Annotated in this window: 17 protein-coding genes; 5 read left to right on the top strand and 12 right to left on the bottom strand. The window is 70.1% G+C overall.

Going from position 1 to position 14,920, the window contains the following annotated elements; genetic code table 11:
• Positions 1-24: 24 nt before the first annotated feature.
• Positions 25-363 (bottom strand): DUF3817 domain-containing protein, encoded by a 339-nt coding sequence (locus tag F4558_RS08900; RefSeq protein ID WP_053655739.1) that lies wholly within the window; start codon positions 361-363, stop codon positions 25-27.
• A 181-nt stretch (positions 364-544) separates the two neighbouring features.
• Here F4558_RS08900 and F4558_RS08895 point away from each other — a divergent pair, with 181 nt between their 5' ends.
• The gene (locus tag F4558_RS08895; RefSeq protein ID WP_053655852.1) at positions 545-2,023 is read left to right on the top strand and encodes a glutamate-cysteine ligase family protein; all 1,479 of its coding nucleotides are present in this window, start codon (positions 545-547) and stop codon (positions 2,021-2,023) included.
• 200 nt (positions 2,024-2,223) lie between these two features.
• On the opposite strand, the gene F4558_RS08890 is transcribed toward F4558_RS08895, so the two are convergent.
• Both F4558_RS08890 and F4558_RS08885 read right to left on the bottom strand, forming a co-directional pair.
• Positions 2,224-3,396 (bottom strand): zinc-dependent alcohol dehydrogenase, encoded by a 1,173-nt coding sequence (locus F4558_RS08890; protein ID WP_053655737.1) that lies wholly within the window; start codon positions 3,394-3,396, stop codon positions 2,224-2,226.
• Between the two features lie 26 nt (positions 3,397-3,422).
• A complete protein-coding gene (locus tag F4558_RS08885) occupies positions 3,423-4,439 on the bottom strand; it encodes an SRPBCC family protein (RefSeq protein ID WP_231640041.1) in 1,017 nt (338 codons plus the stop codon).
• Positions 4,440-4,596: 157 nt separating this feature from the next.
• Between F4558_RS08885 and F4558_RS08880 the strand changes: the two genes are divergently transcribed.
• From F4558_RS08880 to F4558_RS08870, 3 genes are all read left to right on the top strand, one after another.
• Positions 4,597-5,649, top strand: coding sequence for an MSCRAMM family protein (locus tag F4558_RS08880; RefSeq protein ID WP_053655735.1), 1,053 nt, complete (start codon positions 4,597-4,599; stop codon positions 5,647-5,649).
• 162 nt (positions 5,650-5,811) lie between these two features.
• The gene (locus F4558_RS08875) at positions 5,812-6,183 is read left to right on the top strand and encodes an SCP2 sterol-binding domain-containing protein (RefSeq protein WP_053655734.1); all 372 of its coding nucleotides are present in this window, start codon (positions 5,812-5,814) and stop codon (positions 6,181-6,183) included.
• Between the two features lie 5 nt (positions 6,184-6,188).
• The gene (locus F4558_RS08870; RefSeq protein ID WP_053655847.1) at positions 6,189-8,234 is read left to right on the top strand and encodes an amylo-alpha-1,6-glucosidase; all 2,046 of its coding nucleotides are present in this window, start codon (positions 6,189-6,191) and stop codon (positions 8,232-8,234) included.
• An 83-nt stretch (positions 8,235-8,317) separates the two neighbouring features.
• Here the strand turns inward: F4558_RS08870 and F4558_RS08865 are convergent, their stop codons facing one another.
• Entirely contained in the window at positions 8,318-8,809 is a 492-nt protein-coding gene (locus tag F4558_RS08865; RefSeq protein ID WP_053655732.1) for a hypothetical protein, read from the bottom strand.
• A gap of 171 nt (positions 8,810-8,980) precedes the next feature.
• On the opposite strand from F4558_RS08865, the gene F4558_RS08860 reads away from it, so the two are divergent.
• Positions 8,981-9,616 (top strand): dihydrofolate reductase family protein, encoded by a 636-nt coding sequence (locus F4558_RS08860; protein WP_053655730.1) that lies wholly within the window; start codon positions 8,981-8,983, stop codon positions 9,614-9,616.
• 75 nt (positions 9,617-9,691) lie between these two features.
• Here F4558_RS08860 and F4558_RS08855 read toward each other — a convergent pair whose 3' ends face one another.
• The 8 genes from F4558_RS08855 to F4558_RS08820 all read right to left on the bottom strand — a co-directional run bounded on the left by F4558_RS08855 (position 9,692) and on the right by F4558_RS08820 (position 14,909).
• Positions 9,692-10,480, bottom strand: a complete 789-nt coding sequence (locus F4558_RS08855) for a hypothetical protein (RefSeq protein ID WP_053655728.1) — start codon at positions 10,478-10,480, stop codon at positions 9,692-9,694.
• A gap of 17 nt (positions 10,481-10,497) precedes the next feature.
• A complete protein-coding gene (locus F4558_RS08850) occupies positions 10,498-10,815 on the bottom strand; it encodes a type VII secretion target (protein ID WP_167943777.1) in 318 nt (105 codons plus the stop codon).
• The gene (locus tag F4558_RS08845) at positions 10,812-11,561 is read right to left on the bottom strand and encodes a hypothetical protein (protein ID WP_167943776.1); all 750 of its coding nucleotides are present in this window, start codon (positions 11,559-11,561) and stop codon (positions 10,812-10,814) included. The genes F4558_RS08850 and F4558_RS08845 overlap by 4 nt, the downstream gene beginning before the upstream one ends.
• Entirely contained in the window at positions 11,558-12,031 is a 474-nt protein-coding gene (locus F4558_RS08840) for a hypothetical protein (RefSeq protein WP_167943775.1), read from the bottom strand. The genes F4558_RS08845 and F4558_RS08840 overlap by 4 nt, the downstream gene beginning before the upstream one ends.
• Before the next feature lie 146 nt (positions 12,032-12,177).
• Positions 12,178-12,801: a DUF6518 family protein gene (locus tag F4558_RS08835; RefSeq protein WP_167943774.1), complete on the bottom strand. Its 624-nt coding sequence runs from the start codon at positions 12,799-12,801 to the stop codon at positions 12,178-12,180.
• A 65-nt stretch (positions 12,802-12,866) separates the two neighbouring features.
• Positions 12,867-13,322, bottom strand: coding sequence for a DUF6069 family protein (locus F4558_RS08830; RefSeq protein WP_167943773.1), 456 nt, complete (start codon positions 13,320-13,322; stop codon positions 12,867-12,869).
• Between the two features lie 37 nt (positions 13,323-13,359).
• Positions 13,360-14,358, bottom strand: coding sequence for an RNA polymerase subunit sigma-70 (locus F4558_RS08825; RefSeq protein ID WP_167943772.1), 999 nt, complete (start codon positions 14,356-14,358; stop codon positions 13,360-13,362).
• A gap of 155 nt (positions 14,359-14,513) precedes the next feature.
• A complete protein-coding gene (locus F4558_RS08820; protein ID WP_167943771.1) occupies positions 14,514-14,909 on the bottom strand; it encodes an ester cyclase in 396 nt (131 codons plus the stop codon).
• Between the last annotated feature and the right edge of the window lie 11 nt (positions 14,910-14,920).

The raw sequence follows: 14,920 nt of genomic DNA, 5'->3' as shown, positions 1-14,920 counted from the left end.
GCGGCTTGCGTGTGTACGGGCGGGTCAGCCGACCGGGGTGGGCTCGCGGGTGGATCGGTCGGCGCTGCCGAGCATGCCCCGGCGCTGCGCCCAGCGCTCGAAGACGATCGTCGCGAACGGCGGCACGGCGCAGGCAAGTGCCACGACGGTAGCCGGGATGCTCCACCGGTGCAGGCGGGCCATGGCGAGGACAAGCAGGCCGTACGCGACGAAGAGGCCGCCGTGGATCGGGCCGAAGATCTTCACGCCCAGCTCGTTGTCCGGCGGGCCGTACTTGACAGCCATACCGACCAGCAGGGCCAGCCAGGAACAGGCCTCGGCGATCGCCGCCGCGACGAACAGCCGGGTCACCTTTTTGCGCATCCGCACGCCACCACCTCTCGGGCGGCAATGGTAGCGGCGCCGGTAGGCCACATCCGCACGGACCACGCGAGCGCGACAGGGATCACCAGGCCCGTCAGTGGGTAGGAAAGGTGCGTCGGGTCTTCCCCCGCCCGTGCAGCCGTGCAAGGTTAGGGGAACCAGCGGTGACAGGGTGGTGACCATGGGCGAAGATGTCGGCGTACGCACCTTCAGTCGGGAGGACCGGGCCCGCTACCGCGAGAAGGTCCGCAACTGCCTCGACGTCTTCGCCGAGATGCTGCGCGAGTCGCGGTTCGACATCGACCGGCCCATGTCGGGGCTGGAGATCGAGCTGAACCTCGTCGACGAGGCCTCGGACCCGGCGATGCGCAACGCCGACGTGTTGGCGGCCATCGCCGACCCGCACTTCCAGACGGAGCTGGGCCAGTTCAACATCGAGATCAACGTGCCGCCGCGTCGGCTGACCGGCACCGGCACCGCCGGTTTCGAGGAGCACGTGCGGGCCAGCCTCAACGCCGCGGAGGAGAAGGCCCGGGCCATCGGCGCGCACATGGTCATGATCGGCATTCTGCCGACGTTGCGGCCCGAACACCTGACCGCCGACACCCTCTCGGCGAATCCTCGCTACAAGCTGCTCAACGAGCAGATCTTCGCCGCCCGTGGCGAGGACCTGCCCATCTCCATCAGCGGGGTGGAGCGGTTGTCGGTCACCGCCGACACGATCACCCCGGAGGCGGCCTGCACCAGCACACAGTTCCACCTCCAGGTCAGCCCGGCGCAGTTCGCCGACTACTGGAACGCCGCGCAGGCAATCGCCGGCATCCAGGTGGCGTTGGGCGCGAACTCGCCGCTGCTGTTCGGTCGGGAGCTGTGGCGCGAGACCCGCATCCCGCTGTTCCAGCAGGCCACCGACACACGGCCGGAGGAGATCAAAGCCCAGGGGGTACGACCCCGGGTCTGGTTCGGCGAACGCTGGATCACCACTGTCTTCGACCTGTTCGAGGAGAACGTGCGCTACTTCCCGGCGCTGCTGCCGGTCTGCGACGCTCAGGATCCGGCGCAGACCCTCGCGGCCGGCGAGGTGCCCAACCTGGCCGAGCTGCGGCTGCACAACGGCACGATCTACCGCTGGAACCGCCCCGTGTACGACGTGTCGCGTGGCCGCCCGCACCTGCGTGTGGAGAACCGGGTGCTGCCCGCCGGCCCCACAGTGCTGGACACGATCGCCAACGGCGCCTTCTACTTCGGACTGGTCCGCGCCCTGGCTGAATCGGACCGGCCGCTGTGGTCGCAGATGTCGTTCAGCGCCGCCGAGGAGAACTTCAACAGCTGCGCCCGGTACGGCATCGACGCCCAGGTCTTCTGGCCGGGCCTCGGCTACCTTCCGGTCACCGAACTGGTGCTGCGCCGACTGCTGCCGTTGGCGCACCACGGCCTGGACCGCTGGGGCCTCGACCCGGAAGAGCGCGACCGGCTGCTGAACATCATCGAGCAGCGCTGCCTCACCGGCCGCAACGGCGCGAGCTGGCAGGTGGAGACACTGCACCGACTGGAGTCCGCTGACCATCTGGACCGGCCGGAGGCGCTACGCGAGGTGGTCCGGCACTACGTGACGCTGATGCACAGCAACCGCCCGGTCCATGAGTGGCCAATCCCCTAACCCTCCGTCCCACGAACCCACCCACCACTCCCCCAGCCACTCCCCACCGCAGGGGCGGAGCGCGCGGCGCGGACAGCGCACGGCGCGGACAAGCGCACGGCGCGCGGCGCGGCGCGGCGCAGCACGACGAGCGGGCGACACGACACGACGGGCGACACGACGGGCGACGCTTCTCTCGACTGGAGGCGTCCGGGCACTGGTCAGACTTTGAGCAGCACCTTCGTACACTCGTCTTGCTTCTTTTGGAAGATCTTGTAGCCCTTCGGGGCGTCGCGCAGCGGCATGCGGTGGCTGACGACGAAGCTCGGATCGATCTCGCCTCGCTGGATGCGTTCCAGCAGCGGACGGGTGTAGCGCTGGACGTGGCACTGGCCGGTACGCATGGTCAGCGAGCGGTTCATGAACGCGCCCATCGGGAACTTGTCGACGACGCCACCGTAGGCGCCGATGACCGATACCACTCCGCCGGAGCGGCATGCGAGGATCGCCTCGCGCAGTGCGAACGGGCGTTCCGTCTCGGTACGGGTGGCCTGCTTGGCCCTGTCGTACGCGTAGATCGCGGCGTTTCCGTGGTGGCCTTCCAGTCCGACGGCGTCGATGCACGCATCGGGTCCCCGGCCGGCGGTCAGCTCGTTGAGGGTGTCGAGCACGTCGGTGTGCTCGTAGTTGATCGTTTCGGCGCCGGCGTGCTGTTCGGCGAGGCGCAGCCGGTACGGGAAGCGGTCGATGACGATCACTCGTTCGGCGCCGAGGAGGCGGGCGCTGGCCGCGGCGAGGAGTCCCACCGGCCCGGCGCCCCAGACGGCGATGACCTGCCCGGGTTTGATGTCGCACATCTCGGCGCCCATGTAGCCGGTCGGGAACACGTCGGCGAGCGTCACCGCCTGGTCGTCGGGGATCTCGTCGGGCACTTTGAGCGGGCCGATGTCGGCGAACGGCACCCGGGCGTACTCGGCCTGGCCGCCTGCGTACCCGCCGAGCAGGTGGGAATAGCCGAAGATGCCGGCCGGCGAGTGGCCCATGACCTTCTCGGCTATGCCGGCGTTGGGGTTGGAGTTCTCGCAGACCGAGTAGAGGCCACGTTGGCAGGACGAGCAGTGTCCGCAGGCGATGGGGAAGGGCACCACGACGCGGTCGCCCGGTTTGAGGTTGCGCACCTGCGGCCCGACCTCGACGACCTCGCCCATGAACTCGTGTCCGAGGATGTCGCCCTTGCGCATCGCCGGTATGTAGCCGTGGTAGAGGTGCAGGTCGGACCCGCAGATCGCGGTGGTACTGATCTTCACGATCGCGTCGCGGGCGTTCATCAACTTCGGGTCGGGTACGTCGATCACCTTGACGTGGTCGGTGCCCATCCAGGCGGTGGCCTTCATGCGGAATCCTCCGAAGCGTGTCGCGGTCAGCGGCGGGTGTCGGGCAGCGGTTGGGCCGGGCGCTGCATGACCTGTTGGCGCACGGAGATGCCGTTGGGGCTGCCGTCGGAGCGGACCACCTCGCCCGCCTCCAGCATCTGCTTGAACCGGCGTAGGTCGTCGCGGACCTGCTGCTCGGGTTCCTCGCCGAACAGCTTCGCCACGGCCCGACCCAGCGACCCGGCGGGAGGCGCGTAGGCGAGTTGCACGCGTACCTCGGTGCCCCTGTCGCCCGGCGCGGGCAGGAAGCGGACGCGACCGGCGTTGGGCACCTGGGCGCCGGGCAGCGACCGCCAGGCCACGGACCTGTTCGGCTGGTCGTCGATGATTTCGGCGTCCCACTCGATGTGCCGGCCGGCGGGCCCGCGGGCGATCCAGTGCGAGCGGCGCAGGTCGTCGGCCCGCACGGACTCGAGGTGGGCCATGAAGCGGGGCAGGTTCTCCAGGTCGCGCCAGAAGCGGTACGCGTCGGCGGGCGAGCGGTTGACGGTGACGCCGAGACTGATCCGGATCATGCGGTCGCGGGCGCGGCGGGCACGTGTCGCGGCGACGGCGACGGCGAGGTCGACGGCGGTGATGCCGGCGATCACGGCGGTGGTCAGCGCGAGCCGCCTGCGTCGCTCGCCGCGTCGGTGCGCCAGTGCCCGGCCGAGCAGCGTGAGGTCCATGGCGTCGCCGAGCACCCGGGTCCACACCCAGCCGCCGGGGTGGCGGCCGGCGACGAGGGCCGCGCCGTGCGAGAGTTCCCGCGCGCCGACGGCCCGGATGACCGCCACCGCCGCCGGGGAGTCGTCGACCCCGGTGAGGCGGGCAAGCGGCGTGGGTTCGGCCAGCGCGCCGACGCCGAGGGCGAGGCTCAGCCAGCCGAGGGTACGCGGCAGGGCATTCTTCGGTGGGGCCCCGTCCAGCTCCGGTAGGCGTACCCCGTCGACATGGTCCACGTCCGGTCCTCTCCGCTCGGCGTGCCCGCCGTCGGCGCGGCGGCGCGGCGGTGGTTCCGCCACCGTGACGCTATGCCGTAGTCCCACCTTCGGTGTCCGTTTCTGCCCAGAACGTCTCCCGGCATGGGCGTCTTGACGTCACCTTGGCGACACGACACGCACGTATCGGGGCTGGGTCGCTACGGTCGGGCTGCCGCCACGCTCCGGAAGGGACTCCGTCATGAGCCGTGCCTCGGTCCGTCTGATCGCCATCGCCTCCACCCTCGCCCTCCTCGCCGTCGAGGCCATCGCACCGCCCGGCGCCCACGCCGTTCCCCCGCTGCCGGCGGCGTCCGCCACAGCGGCCACGACGTCGAAAACCGCCGCGCTCGGCGGTGTACGGAGCGTGGTCCGGGACGCCCGCACCGGAGCGCCGGTCCCCCGGGCCTGTGCCGCACTCGTTCCCGTCGACCTGGTGGCGCTGACGTCGGTCATGCTCGACGAGGAACAGTCCGGCCGCCACGCCGGCTGCACCGACGAGCAGGGCAATCTGAGCGTCGACGGGGTGACGCCCGGCCGCTACCGCCTCCTGGTGCGGCCGTCCGACACCGCCCGGCACGGCTCGCAGTGGGTGGGGCGACACGGCGGCACCGGCGAGCGGGAGCGCGCCCAGGTGATCCGGGTGCGCGGAGGCGCGGTGACCAGGGCGCCAGAGGTACGCCTCGACCCGCCGGGCACGATCGTCGGCGTGGTGACCGACGCGGCCACCGGCCAGCCGATCCGCGGTGCCAGCGTGCTTGTGGTGCCATTTCTTCCGCACCCCAAGTACGGCGAGAACGGCGTCCTCACCGACGAGCAGGGCCGCTACACAATGACCGGTCTCGGGCCGTACCACTGGCCGTTGCAGTTCGCCGCGACCGGGCGGGCCATCCAGTGGTCCGGCGGCGTGGCCAACCGCCTGCAGGCCCGGCCGGTGCGGGTGCGCAGCGACCGGACGGTGACGGCGGATCAGGCGCTCACCGCCGGGACTGTGGTCAGCGGAGTCGTCCTGGTCGACGAGTTGGCCACCTACGCCCAGGTGGTGGCCTTCAACACGGTCACCGGTGACCTGGTCGGTGTGGCGGACGCCGGTAGCCCGTACATGCTGCGTCTGCTTCCGGGGCAGCGGGTGAAGCTGCGGTGCGACTGCTCGTACCGGCTGCCGGAGTGGCACCGCGACGCCGCCGGCTTCGACGCCGCGACCCCCGTGCGTGTCGGACGGGCACCCGTCGTGGTCGACTTCGACCTGGGCTGATCCGAAAGGTCCCGCGGCCGAGCGCGTCAACGTCGACCTGCCGACCGGCATGGAGATCCGCGTTCAGGTGGCCGTCCGGGCGGGGTGGCGGGACGCCCGAGGTTAGTGGGCGCGCACAGCGGGTAGCCGACGGGTGCTCCTACCAGCGCCCGCGGAGGTCGGATGTCGGCGACCAGTGCCTTCTTCGAACGCTTGGCGGCTACCGACCATGATCCACGGTTCGACAAGGTCCGGGGTAGCGTCCGGTTCGACATCCGCGACGGTGACCAGGTGCAGCGGTGGCTGCTGGCCATCGACCACGGCCGTCTGCGGGTGACGCGGGACGACGGCCCCGCCGGGACTGTCATCCGGGTGTCCGCGCAGGTGGCGGAGTCGATGGCGCTGGGCCAGATGAACGGCTTGGCGGCGATCACCCGTGGCGAGATCCTGGTCGACGGTGATCTGGCTCTGGCGTTGCGGGTCGGTCGGCTGTTTCCGTCGCAGACCGAGGTACGGCGAGGTGCCGCCGCCGAGCCGACGAGCGGAACCGGATGAGGGACATCCCGGGCACCGTGTCATGCCTCGACGGCAGCACCTTCATCGTCTCGGACGCCAGCGGTGACGTGGAGTCGTCGTCGAGCGCGCCGGTGGGGCTGTTCACCGCCGACACGCGCTTCCTGTCCCGCTGGGTGCTGACCGTCAATGGGGAACGCCTGAACGCGTTGTCGGTGGACGACAGCAAGTACTACGAGGCCACGTTCTTCGTGGTGCCGGGTGGGGCTGTCGACTACGTGCAGGCCGACGTGTCGGCGATCCGGCGGCGCTGGATCGGCCCGGACCTGATCGAGTCGCTGACGATCTTCAATTACGGCGATGAGGACCTCGACCTGGACGTACGACTTGAGGTGGCTGCCGACTTCGCCGACATCTTCGAGATCAAGTTCGACACGCACGACAAGGTCGGCAGTCACTACACCGAGATCGAGCCGACCGAGTTGCGGCTGGGCTACCGCCGTGGCACGTTCCGCCGCGAGGTTTCGGTGACGGCCAGTGAGCCGGCCACGTTCGACCCGCAGGGGCTGCGGTTCACGTCGCGGCTGCGGCCCGGGGAGCAGTGGTCGACCCGGTTGCAGGTGGTGATGCGGGCGCTCCGCCCGGACGGTGTCGATCTGCGGGACGCCGTGCGGGCGCTCCGACCTCACGAGTCCACACTGCCCGAGAGCGTGCGGGAGTGGGTTGCGCAGGCCCCGACACTGGACACCGACAACGTCCCGCTCCAACAGGTGTACGAGCGCAGCCTCGTGGACCTGGCGGCGCTGCGCTTCGCGCCGCTCTCGCTCAGCGGCGCCGCCGTACCCGCGGCCGGGTTGCCCTGGTTCATGACCCTGTTCGGGCGCGACAGCCTGCTGACCTGTCTTCAGACACTGGCCGTCACGCCGTCGTTGACCCCGCCGACGCTGCGGATCCTCGCCTCGCTACAGGGCGCCCGCACCGACGACGTCCTGGAGGAGGATCCCGGTCGGATCCTGCACGAGTTGCGCTACGGGGAGTCGGCGGCGTTCGAGGAGCAGCCGCACTCCCCCTACTACGGCACCGTGGACGCCTCACCGCTGTTCGTGGTTCTGCTCGACGAGTACGAGATGTGGAGCGGCGACCGGGCTCTGGTGATCGAGTTGGAGCAGGAGGCCCGCGCGGCTCTGGAGTGGATCGACACGTATGCGGACCTGAACGGGACCGGCTACATCTGGTACGAGCGGCGCAACCGTGCCACCGGTTTGGAGAACCAGTGCTGGAAGGACTCCTGGGACAGCATCTCCTTCGCCGACGGGAGGCTGCCGGGTTTCCCGAGGGCGACATGCGAAACCCAGGGGTACGCCTACGACGCCAAGATCCGCGGCGCGCGGCTGGCGCGTACCGTCTGGGGTGATCCTGACTTCGCCGACCGGTTGGAGCGCGAGGCGGCGGCCCTGTACGACCGCTTCAACAGGGACTTCTGGCTCGACGACCGGGGTTACTACGCGCTGGCGCTCGACGGTGACGGGACGCCGGTGGACAGCCTGTCGTCGAACATCGGGCATCTGCTGTGGAGTGGCATCGTGCCGCCGGAGCGCGCTCCGAAGGTGGTCGAGCACCTGATGGGTCCCGCGCTGTTCTCCGGCTGGGGCGTGCGCACCTTCGCCGAGGGGCAGGGCCGCTACAACCCGTTGGGCTACCACAACGGCACTGTGTGGCCGTTCGACAATTCGTTCATCGCGTGGGGCCTGCGCCGGTACGGGTTCCGCAGCGAGGCGGGGCGCATCGCCGAGGGGATCCTGTCGGCAGCGACCTACTTTCAGGGGCGGCTGCCGGAGGCGTTCAGCGGGTTCGACCGTTGCACCACCCGCTACCCGGTCCGGTACCCGACGGCCGGCAGCCCGCAGGCGTGGTCCAGTGGCGCGTCCATGCTGCTCATCCGAACGATGCTCGGCATCGAACCGCACGAGAACCATCTCGCCGTCGATCCGGCGCTGCCGTCGGCGTTCGGCCGGATCGCGCTGCTGGATATCCCGGGCCGTTGGGGCAGGGTGGACGCCTTCGCCCGCCAGCGTCCCGAACGGTCCAGCTGAGGGCGCGTGGTGCCTCTGGCGACGGGGACGCCGGCCAGCGTGGGCAGGTGCGCCACGCCGGCCGGCGTCAGAGCTGCGACTGGTCAGAGAACGAATGTGACGCCGGCGGCCTTGCACGCGGTGGTGATGTCCGTGCCGGCCTTCTCGAAGGCCGGGTTGTCGGCGGCGGTGGCCGGGTCCGCTGCCGCCGCGGCCTTTGCCGCCTCGGCGCCGAACGTCTTCAGGGCAGTGGCCAGCTTGCTGTCGCCGCCGGCCGTGGCCAGGCTGGTCACCCTCTCCTCCAGCCCCGCGAGGATCTTCTTGTAGTCGGCCGCCGACGGCTCACCGGCCGAGACGATCTTCAGCAGTTCCGCCTTCATCTCGTCGCTGGCCTTCTGCGCCGACTCGCAGATCTCCTTGTCGCTCATGGCGGGTGCGGCGGGCGAGGGGGCGGTGGAGGTAGCTGCCGCGCTCGGGGCTGCGGACGTGGGGGCGGTGGACGCGGCGTTCGTCGCCGCATCTCCGTCACCACAGGCGGCGAGAGCCGTTGCGGCGGCGAGGATCAACACGGCGGAGGCAAATCGAGAGGACTTCACGGACGGGCACGATAACCGATGTTCCGATGATGATCAATTTGGTTGCAGGGGCACCGCCCAATCACGACGGACGTGCCGTTCTCGTACGGCTGAGGATGGCGAGCGGCCCTCCTCTGTCGGTGCGCGGGTCTACGCTCCGGACCGAGGAGACCAACCGAGCGGGGGCAGGGCATGGGCCACATCCACATCGAGCTGTTCGCAACTCTCGACCTCGTCGGGCAGGCGCCCGGCGGCCCAGAGGAGGACCCGGAGGGGTTCCCGTTCGGCGGCTGGCAGGCGCCCCTGCTGGACGACGTCGCCGGTGCGCAGGTCTACGACGCGTACGAGGGCACCGACGCCCTCCTGCTCGGCCGACGCACGTACGACATCTTCGCCGCGTACTGGCCCCACCAGGAGGGTGGGCAGGACAACGCCATCGCCACGCTCTTCAACAGTGTCCCGAAATATGTGGCGTCCCGTGGCGAGCCGGATCTGTCCTGGGCGGGGTCCACGCAGCTGGGCCCGGACCTGGCCGGCGCGGTGCGCGAGATCCGGGACCGGCACGAGCACGTGAAGGTCGTCGGGAGCCTCAACCTGGTACAGACCCTCCTGCGCGAGAAGCTCTTCGACAGGCTCGACCTCTGGGTGCACCCGATCGTGCTGGGCGTCGGCAAGAAGGTGTTCGACGGTGGCGAGGTGCCCACAAACCTCACCCTCCTCGACCCGCCGGTGGCCAGCCCGACGGGCACCGTCTACCTGCGCTACGGGCTCGCCGAAGGCGCTCCCGGCACCGGCGACATGAGCGCACCCGACCGTGGTCGGAGCTGATCGCAGCCAGCGCTGAGCCGCGGTCAGCGCTGACGCCTGGTCAGCGCCGAGCCGCGGTCAGGACTGCAGGGACGGTCAGGACTGCAGGGACCAGTCGGCGTCGCCGTCGGTGACGGTGGCGTCGCTGAAGTGTCCCGGGGCGGCGTCCGGCCAGTTGCCGCCGGGGAAGGCGCTGGCGTCGATCGCTTCCCCGTGCAGCGCCACCATCTGGCTGGCCTGCGCGCCCAGCACCGCCGTCAGAGTGCTGACCGCCGCGATGATCATGCCGGTGTTGACTGCGGCTTCCTCGACGATGAGGGCGGCACCGGCCCAGGAGAAGACCACGCTGCCGAGGGCTGCCAGCGCGGCGATTGTCGCGATGATGAACTTGGTCAGGATTACGGCGAGCGCCACGTAGAAGGCAAGGCCCGCCACCGCGCAGGTGTTCAGGGCGGTGGCGGTCTTGTCGGCGATGACCCCGATCCGGGCTGCGGCGTCCGACTGGGGCTTGATCTGCTTGATGTAGGCGTCGGCGGCCTGGCCGTGCCACACGCGCGCCACGCCGAGTTGTTCCGGCTTGAGTTCGCCGGACACGTCGGTGGCAAGACCGCGCACACCCTGCCACTCCGATGCGGTGAAGAAGAACGTCACCGGGGCGGCAGCGCCCTTGAGCAGTTCAGCGATCTTGTCCAGGATCGCCGAGCCGAGTTCGAGGAGCTTGTTGCCCACCCAGATCAGGCGATCGGCGATGCCCTGGGTGATGAACCACCTATCGACGGCCCGGCGGACCGTCGGATCGACCTTGTCGAGCTTGTCCGAGAGGTCCGTCATCTTGGACGAGAGCTTGTCCATTGTGGCTTCGTACTGGGCAAGGGTGAATGACATCCGGATCGATCCCCAGGTCAGTAAAGGTTGTTGAGCTCGTGGGCGTTGCTGGCGTCTTCGGCGTCGTAGGTGTCGGCGACCTTGCGCAGCGTGGTGGCGATCTCGGTCATCCGCTGCCGGCCCTCCCGGCAACGGGAGGTGATTTGATCGGCCGCCTCGTCATACGGCTTCACGAGGAGCTGGAAGAGGCCCGCCTCCAGTGCGGTCATCCGCAGCCCTTCGGCCCTGCTGGTGATGGCAGCCATCGTGTCGCTGTGCCGCAGCCACATGCCCGCCTCGGTGCGCAGCGTGTCGGTGGCGACCTCGACGTCCTTCTTGCTGGGGGGCGGAGTCATGTCTGGTCCTTCGCGGATTGCGCCGATCGTTGCAGGTCATTGAGGGTTGCCAGGGTTTCGGCGAACAGCTGATCCAGCTCGCTGGAGCCGGCTGCCTGGCGGGTCGCGTCCGCCAGATCGGCGCGAGCAGCTGCGACGGCCTCGGTCAGCGCGGCGGTCAGGTCGGCGCCGCCCTGCGTTTCCAGCCAGTACGGCTCCGCCTCGCACGACAGCAGACCGGCCGCTGAGACGGTGACGACTATCTGGCCCGATGCGTCGGTGCCGGTGCCGGTGGCGGCGATCGGCGACAGGGCAGCGTACTCGTCGATGTTGTCGGCAGCACGCAGCACGTCCTCGACAAGTTCGTCGAGCGGGCGGGGCTGCGCGCGGTCCACCTGCGCCCGCATTGCGGCGGGCAGTGGATCGGCGGTCTCGGCAGGACGCTCCCCCGGTTGGTCGGCTCGTGGGTCTGCCGCGTCGTCGGGCAGCGCCTCGGAGACCGCGGCCATCCGCTCGACGGCAGCAGCCTCACAGGCCTCCAGCACCGCCGCCGTCAACTGCTCTGCGGCAAGTCGCCGCCGCCAGCCCGACTCCACGGCGATGGATTCCGGCGATCCGTCGGGGCCCAGCACCACCTGAACGGCGCCGGTGGCATCGGTTGCCACCACCTGCTCCGGCATGCTCGCCTGAGCTTCGCTCAGGATGCCCTGGAGGCCGAGGGCGTAGCTTCGCAGTTCCTGCAAAGACCGGACGATGTCGTCGGTCACGAACGATCCTCCCGTAGCTGCTCGAACCGCTCCCGCAACCGGTCACCGCCGGCGGTGGCGCGGACCCGGACCACCTGCCGGGCCACCGCCGCCATGGCCACCGCACCCACCACCAGGAGTACGCCCAGGAGAACGTCGGTGCTCGCCTCCGACGTTGCCAGGCAGCCGATCCCGAGCACGACGACGAGGAGCGCGAATGCGAGAAGCGGCCCGGCGATGGCCCACCGGCGACCGCGCGACCACTGCCGCGCCCCGTACCAGACGACCACCGACACCACCGCGCCGACCGCCGTCAGCGCCAGCGCGATGAGCAGCACCGTCACTGAGGCCGCCCGGCCGAACACCGCGTGTTCCGCCGCATCGGTCGACCCGAGCCACACGACGAGGGCGGGCGCGACGCAGAAGGCGGCGACGATCCCCCACACCGGACCCGTGTCCCGCCCGCGAGGGCCGGTCAGTCCTTCACTCATGGTCAGCGAGCGTATCGGCTCGCGTCGCAACCGTCAGGCCCAGCCAAGGTCACCGATGGACAACAAGTAGCCGCCGCAGGTGAAACACGGCCTTCGACAGCGCGTCCAGCCTGCAGGATCGACGGCGGACAAGCGGGATGCACGTCCTACGAGAGGGCGCCGCCGGCCAGCGCGAAGGTCACCAGGATCGCGGCGGCCAGTGGTATGGCCACCGCGACGGCGAGCGCCCGCTGACGATGGGACCGGCCGGTGAGCACGACGATCAGCACGCCCAGCGCGAGGTCGATGGCGACGTTCCACCAGGCGCCGGAGGAGTAGCCGGGGTCGGTCGCCTTGCCGGCGAACCGGGCCGCCTCCTCGAAGAAGACGGCTGCCGGCAGCGCGACACCGACGATCTGCCGCCAGCCCGTGCCCCGCGCCCAGGTGCCCGCGGTACCGAAGATCACCCCGGCGAGCACGCCGAAGAACATCCAGACCAGCGACGTCGGCGCCCAGAGCACCGCGAGGTCGTCGCCTTGCAGAAGGGCCGCCGCGAGGTAGTAGCTGGGTACGGCGACGACGAGCAGGACGGTGGCGCCGAGGGCGGCGCGGAGCCACCCGGACCGCACCCAGTAACCGAAGAGGAAGGCGGCAACCGCCCAGGTCGCTGTTGAGTTGCCGAGTTCGGCGATGGGGAACGGCAGCCACTTGATCCAGCAGAAGTCCAGGAAGCCGAGCAGCAGTCCGCCCACCACGGAGGCGAGCGCCACCGTCCGATCACCAGGTCGCATAGCGGCAGAGCATACCGAGTATGCCCGGACCGGTTCGGCGCCCCCTCACCCCGGCCGCCGGATCGTCAGCCGGTCCGGGCGCGGAGGCTCCGCGCCAGGGTGGGGATCATCACCGCCGCAGGGACGAGGTGCAGCGCGAGCAGGGCGGCGACGGTGGCGGCGTCGGCCCCGGAGAGCAGGGGCGGAACCATCGAGATAGCGGTCAGCGCCACCGTCGTCCACACGAACCGGTCGGCTGGGCGGGCGCTCCAGCGGAGAAACGCGACGGCGATGACGACGCCCACGACCGAGAAGACGCCGGTCACGAAGGCGAACCCGCCCAACGGGATCTTCTCGCCACCGTCGGGGATCTCGAAGTCGACACCGGCGGCCCGGGCGAGAGCGGCGGCGAGGGTGGTGGCGACCACCGCGACGAGCGCGGCAAGGAGGCCAACGCCGACCAGGCTGCGATATCGATGGGTACGCCCGATCCGGCCCGATGTCCGATCCGCGACGATCCCGGTGTCATTGGTGCTGCTCATGTCGTTCCTCCACTCGGTGTCGGGGCGTACGCCGGGACTACTGCGCGCTGTCCGCCGGCAGGCGCTCGGGCAGCCCGAGGCGGGGGAACTGGTCGTCGTGGAAGATGGTGATCTCGGTGATCTCGCCGCCGGTGACGCGCAGGACGTCGATCGTCAGGGGCAGGTACGCGTTCTCCTGCTGCTGCCAGTGGTAGAAGGCGACGGCGGGTTGCCGGTTCACTGTGGTGGGGATGCCGCGCAGGCCCGTCATGCCGTCGAAGCCGTCCTCGATCCAGCTGGCCACGACCGCGTCGCGTCCCACGTACACGCCGGGGGTTGGAGGCATCGAGGAGCGGACGTCGTCGCGCAGCATCGCGGCGAGCGCCGGCACGTCGGTGGCCACGCTGGCGTCGGTGAAGCGGCGTACCAGCTCGCGGGTCCGGGCGTCCTGCTGGTCGCCTGTCCAGTCCTGCCGCTCGGCGGGCAGGTGCTCCCGCATGCCGACGCGGGCGCGCTGCAAGGCGCTGTTGACCGAGTTGACGGAGTCCCCGAGCAGCTCCGCGACGTCCTTCGCCGGCCAGCCGAGGACGTCGCGCAGGATCAGCACGGCGCGCGGGCGCGGCGCGAGGTGCTGGACGGCGACCAGGTACGCCAGCTCGATCGTCTCCCGCGCGACGGCAATGGTTTCCGGCGCGTCCGCGTCGCCTGCCGGCAGTTCGTCGAGCAGCCGGTCCGGGTAGGGCTGCAACCACAGCACCTCACCGCCGGTGGCGGGCTTCGGGCGGCACTTGGCGAGCAGGTCCAGGCAGGCGTTGGTGGCGATGCGATACAGCCAGGCCCGGAACGTGGACCGCCCCTGGAAGGTCTCCCGCCGCCGCCAGGCGCGCAGGAACGTCTCCTGCACGGTGTCCTCGGCGTCCTCGAAGGACCCGAGCATCCGGTAGCAGTGCACGTGCAGCTCCCGCCGGTGCCGCTGCGCCAGCCCCGTGAACGTCGACTCGTCGACCTCGCTCAGATCGCCCACGCCCCGCTCCTTCAGCCGCGTGTCCGTACTCATCGCGTCATCCTTCCGCCTCGTCGTGTCCTGACATAGGTATGACGGGTGCGGGCGGGACAACTCATCACCGTGCCGGTCGGCCCGGGGTGGCGGACGCGGTCCTGCCGCGTCCGCTCGGGGGAGCGAGCGGACGCGGCAACCGGGGATCCGTGCTGTCAGGCGGCGGTCAGTTGCCGAAGCATCTCGGCCGAATCGTGCAGGGCCGTCATCTGGACGAACCGTCCGTCGCTGACCTTGTAGATGGCGTACTCGACGATCTCGAACGACTTGCCGGACGGCGGCACACCGAGCCACTCCTTCACCGGAGTGCCGGTGTTGATCGCGCGTACGGCGATGCGGTCGCGGTCGAACAGCAGTTCCTTGACCTCCCAGCGCAGGTCCGGGACGGCGTCGACGTCGTGCTTCTGTACGGCGAGGACGTCGTCCCGGGTGCCGGGCTCGCCGTTGAGCATCACCGTGTCGTTGATGAACTCGTCCATGCCGTCGAACTTGTGGGCGTTGAGGTCGGCGACGTAGCGCAGGTACCAGTCACGCAGGTTGTTGTCAGTCATCAGATTTTCTC

It is taken from the genome of Micromonospora profundi (assembly GCF_011927785.1).
Taxonomy (GTDB): domain Bacteria; phylum Actinomycetota; class Actinomycetes; order Mycobacteriales; family Micromonosporaceae; genus Micromonospora; species Micromonospora profundi.
Note: the sequence above shows the minus strand (reverse complement) of the source record. Positions and strands in the feature narration are given on the sequence as shown.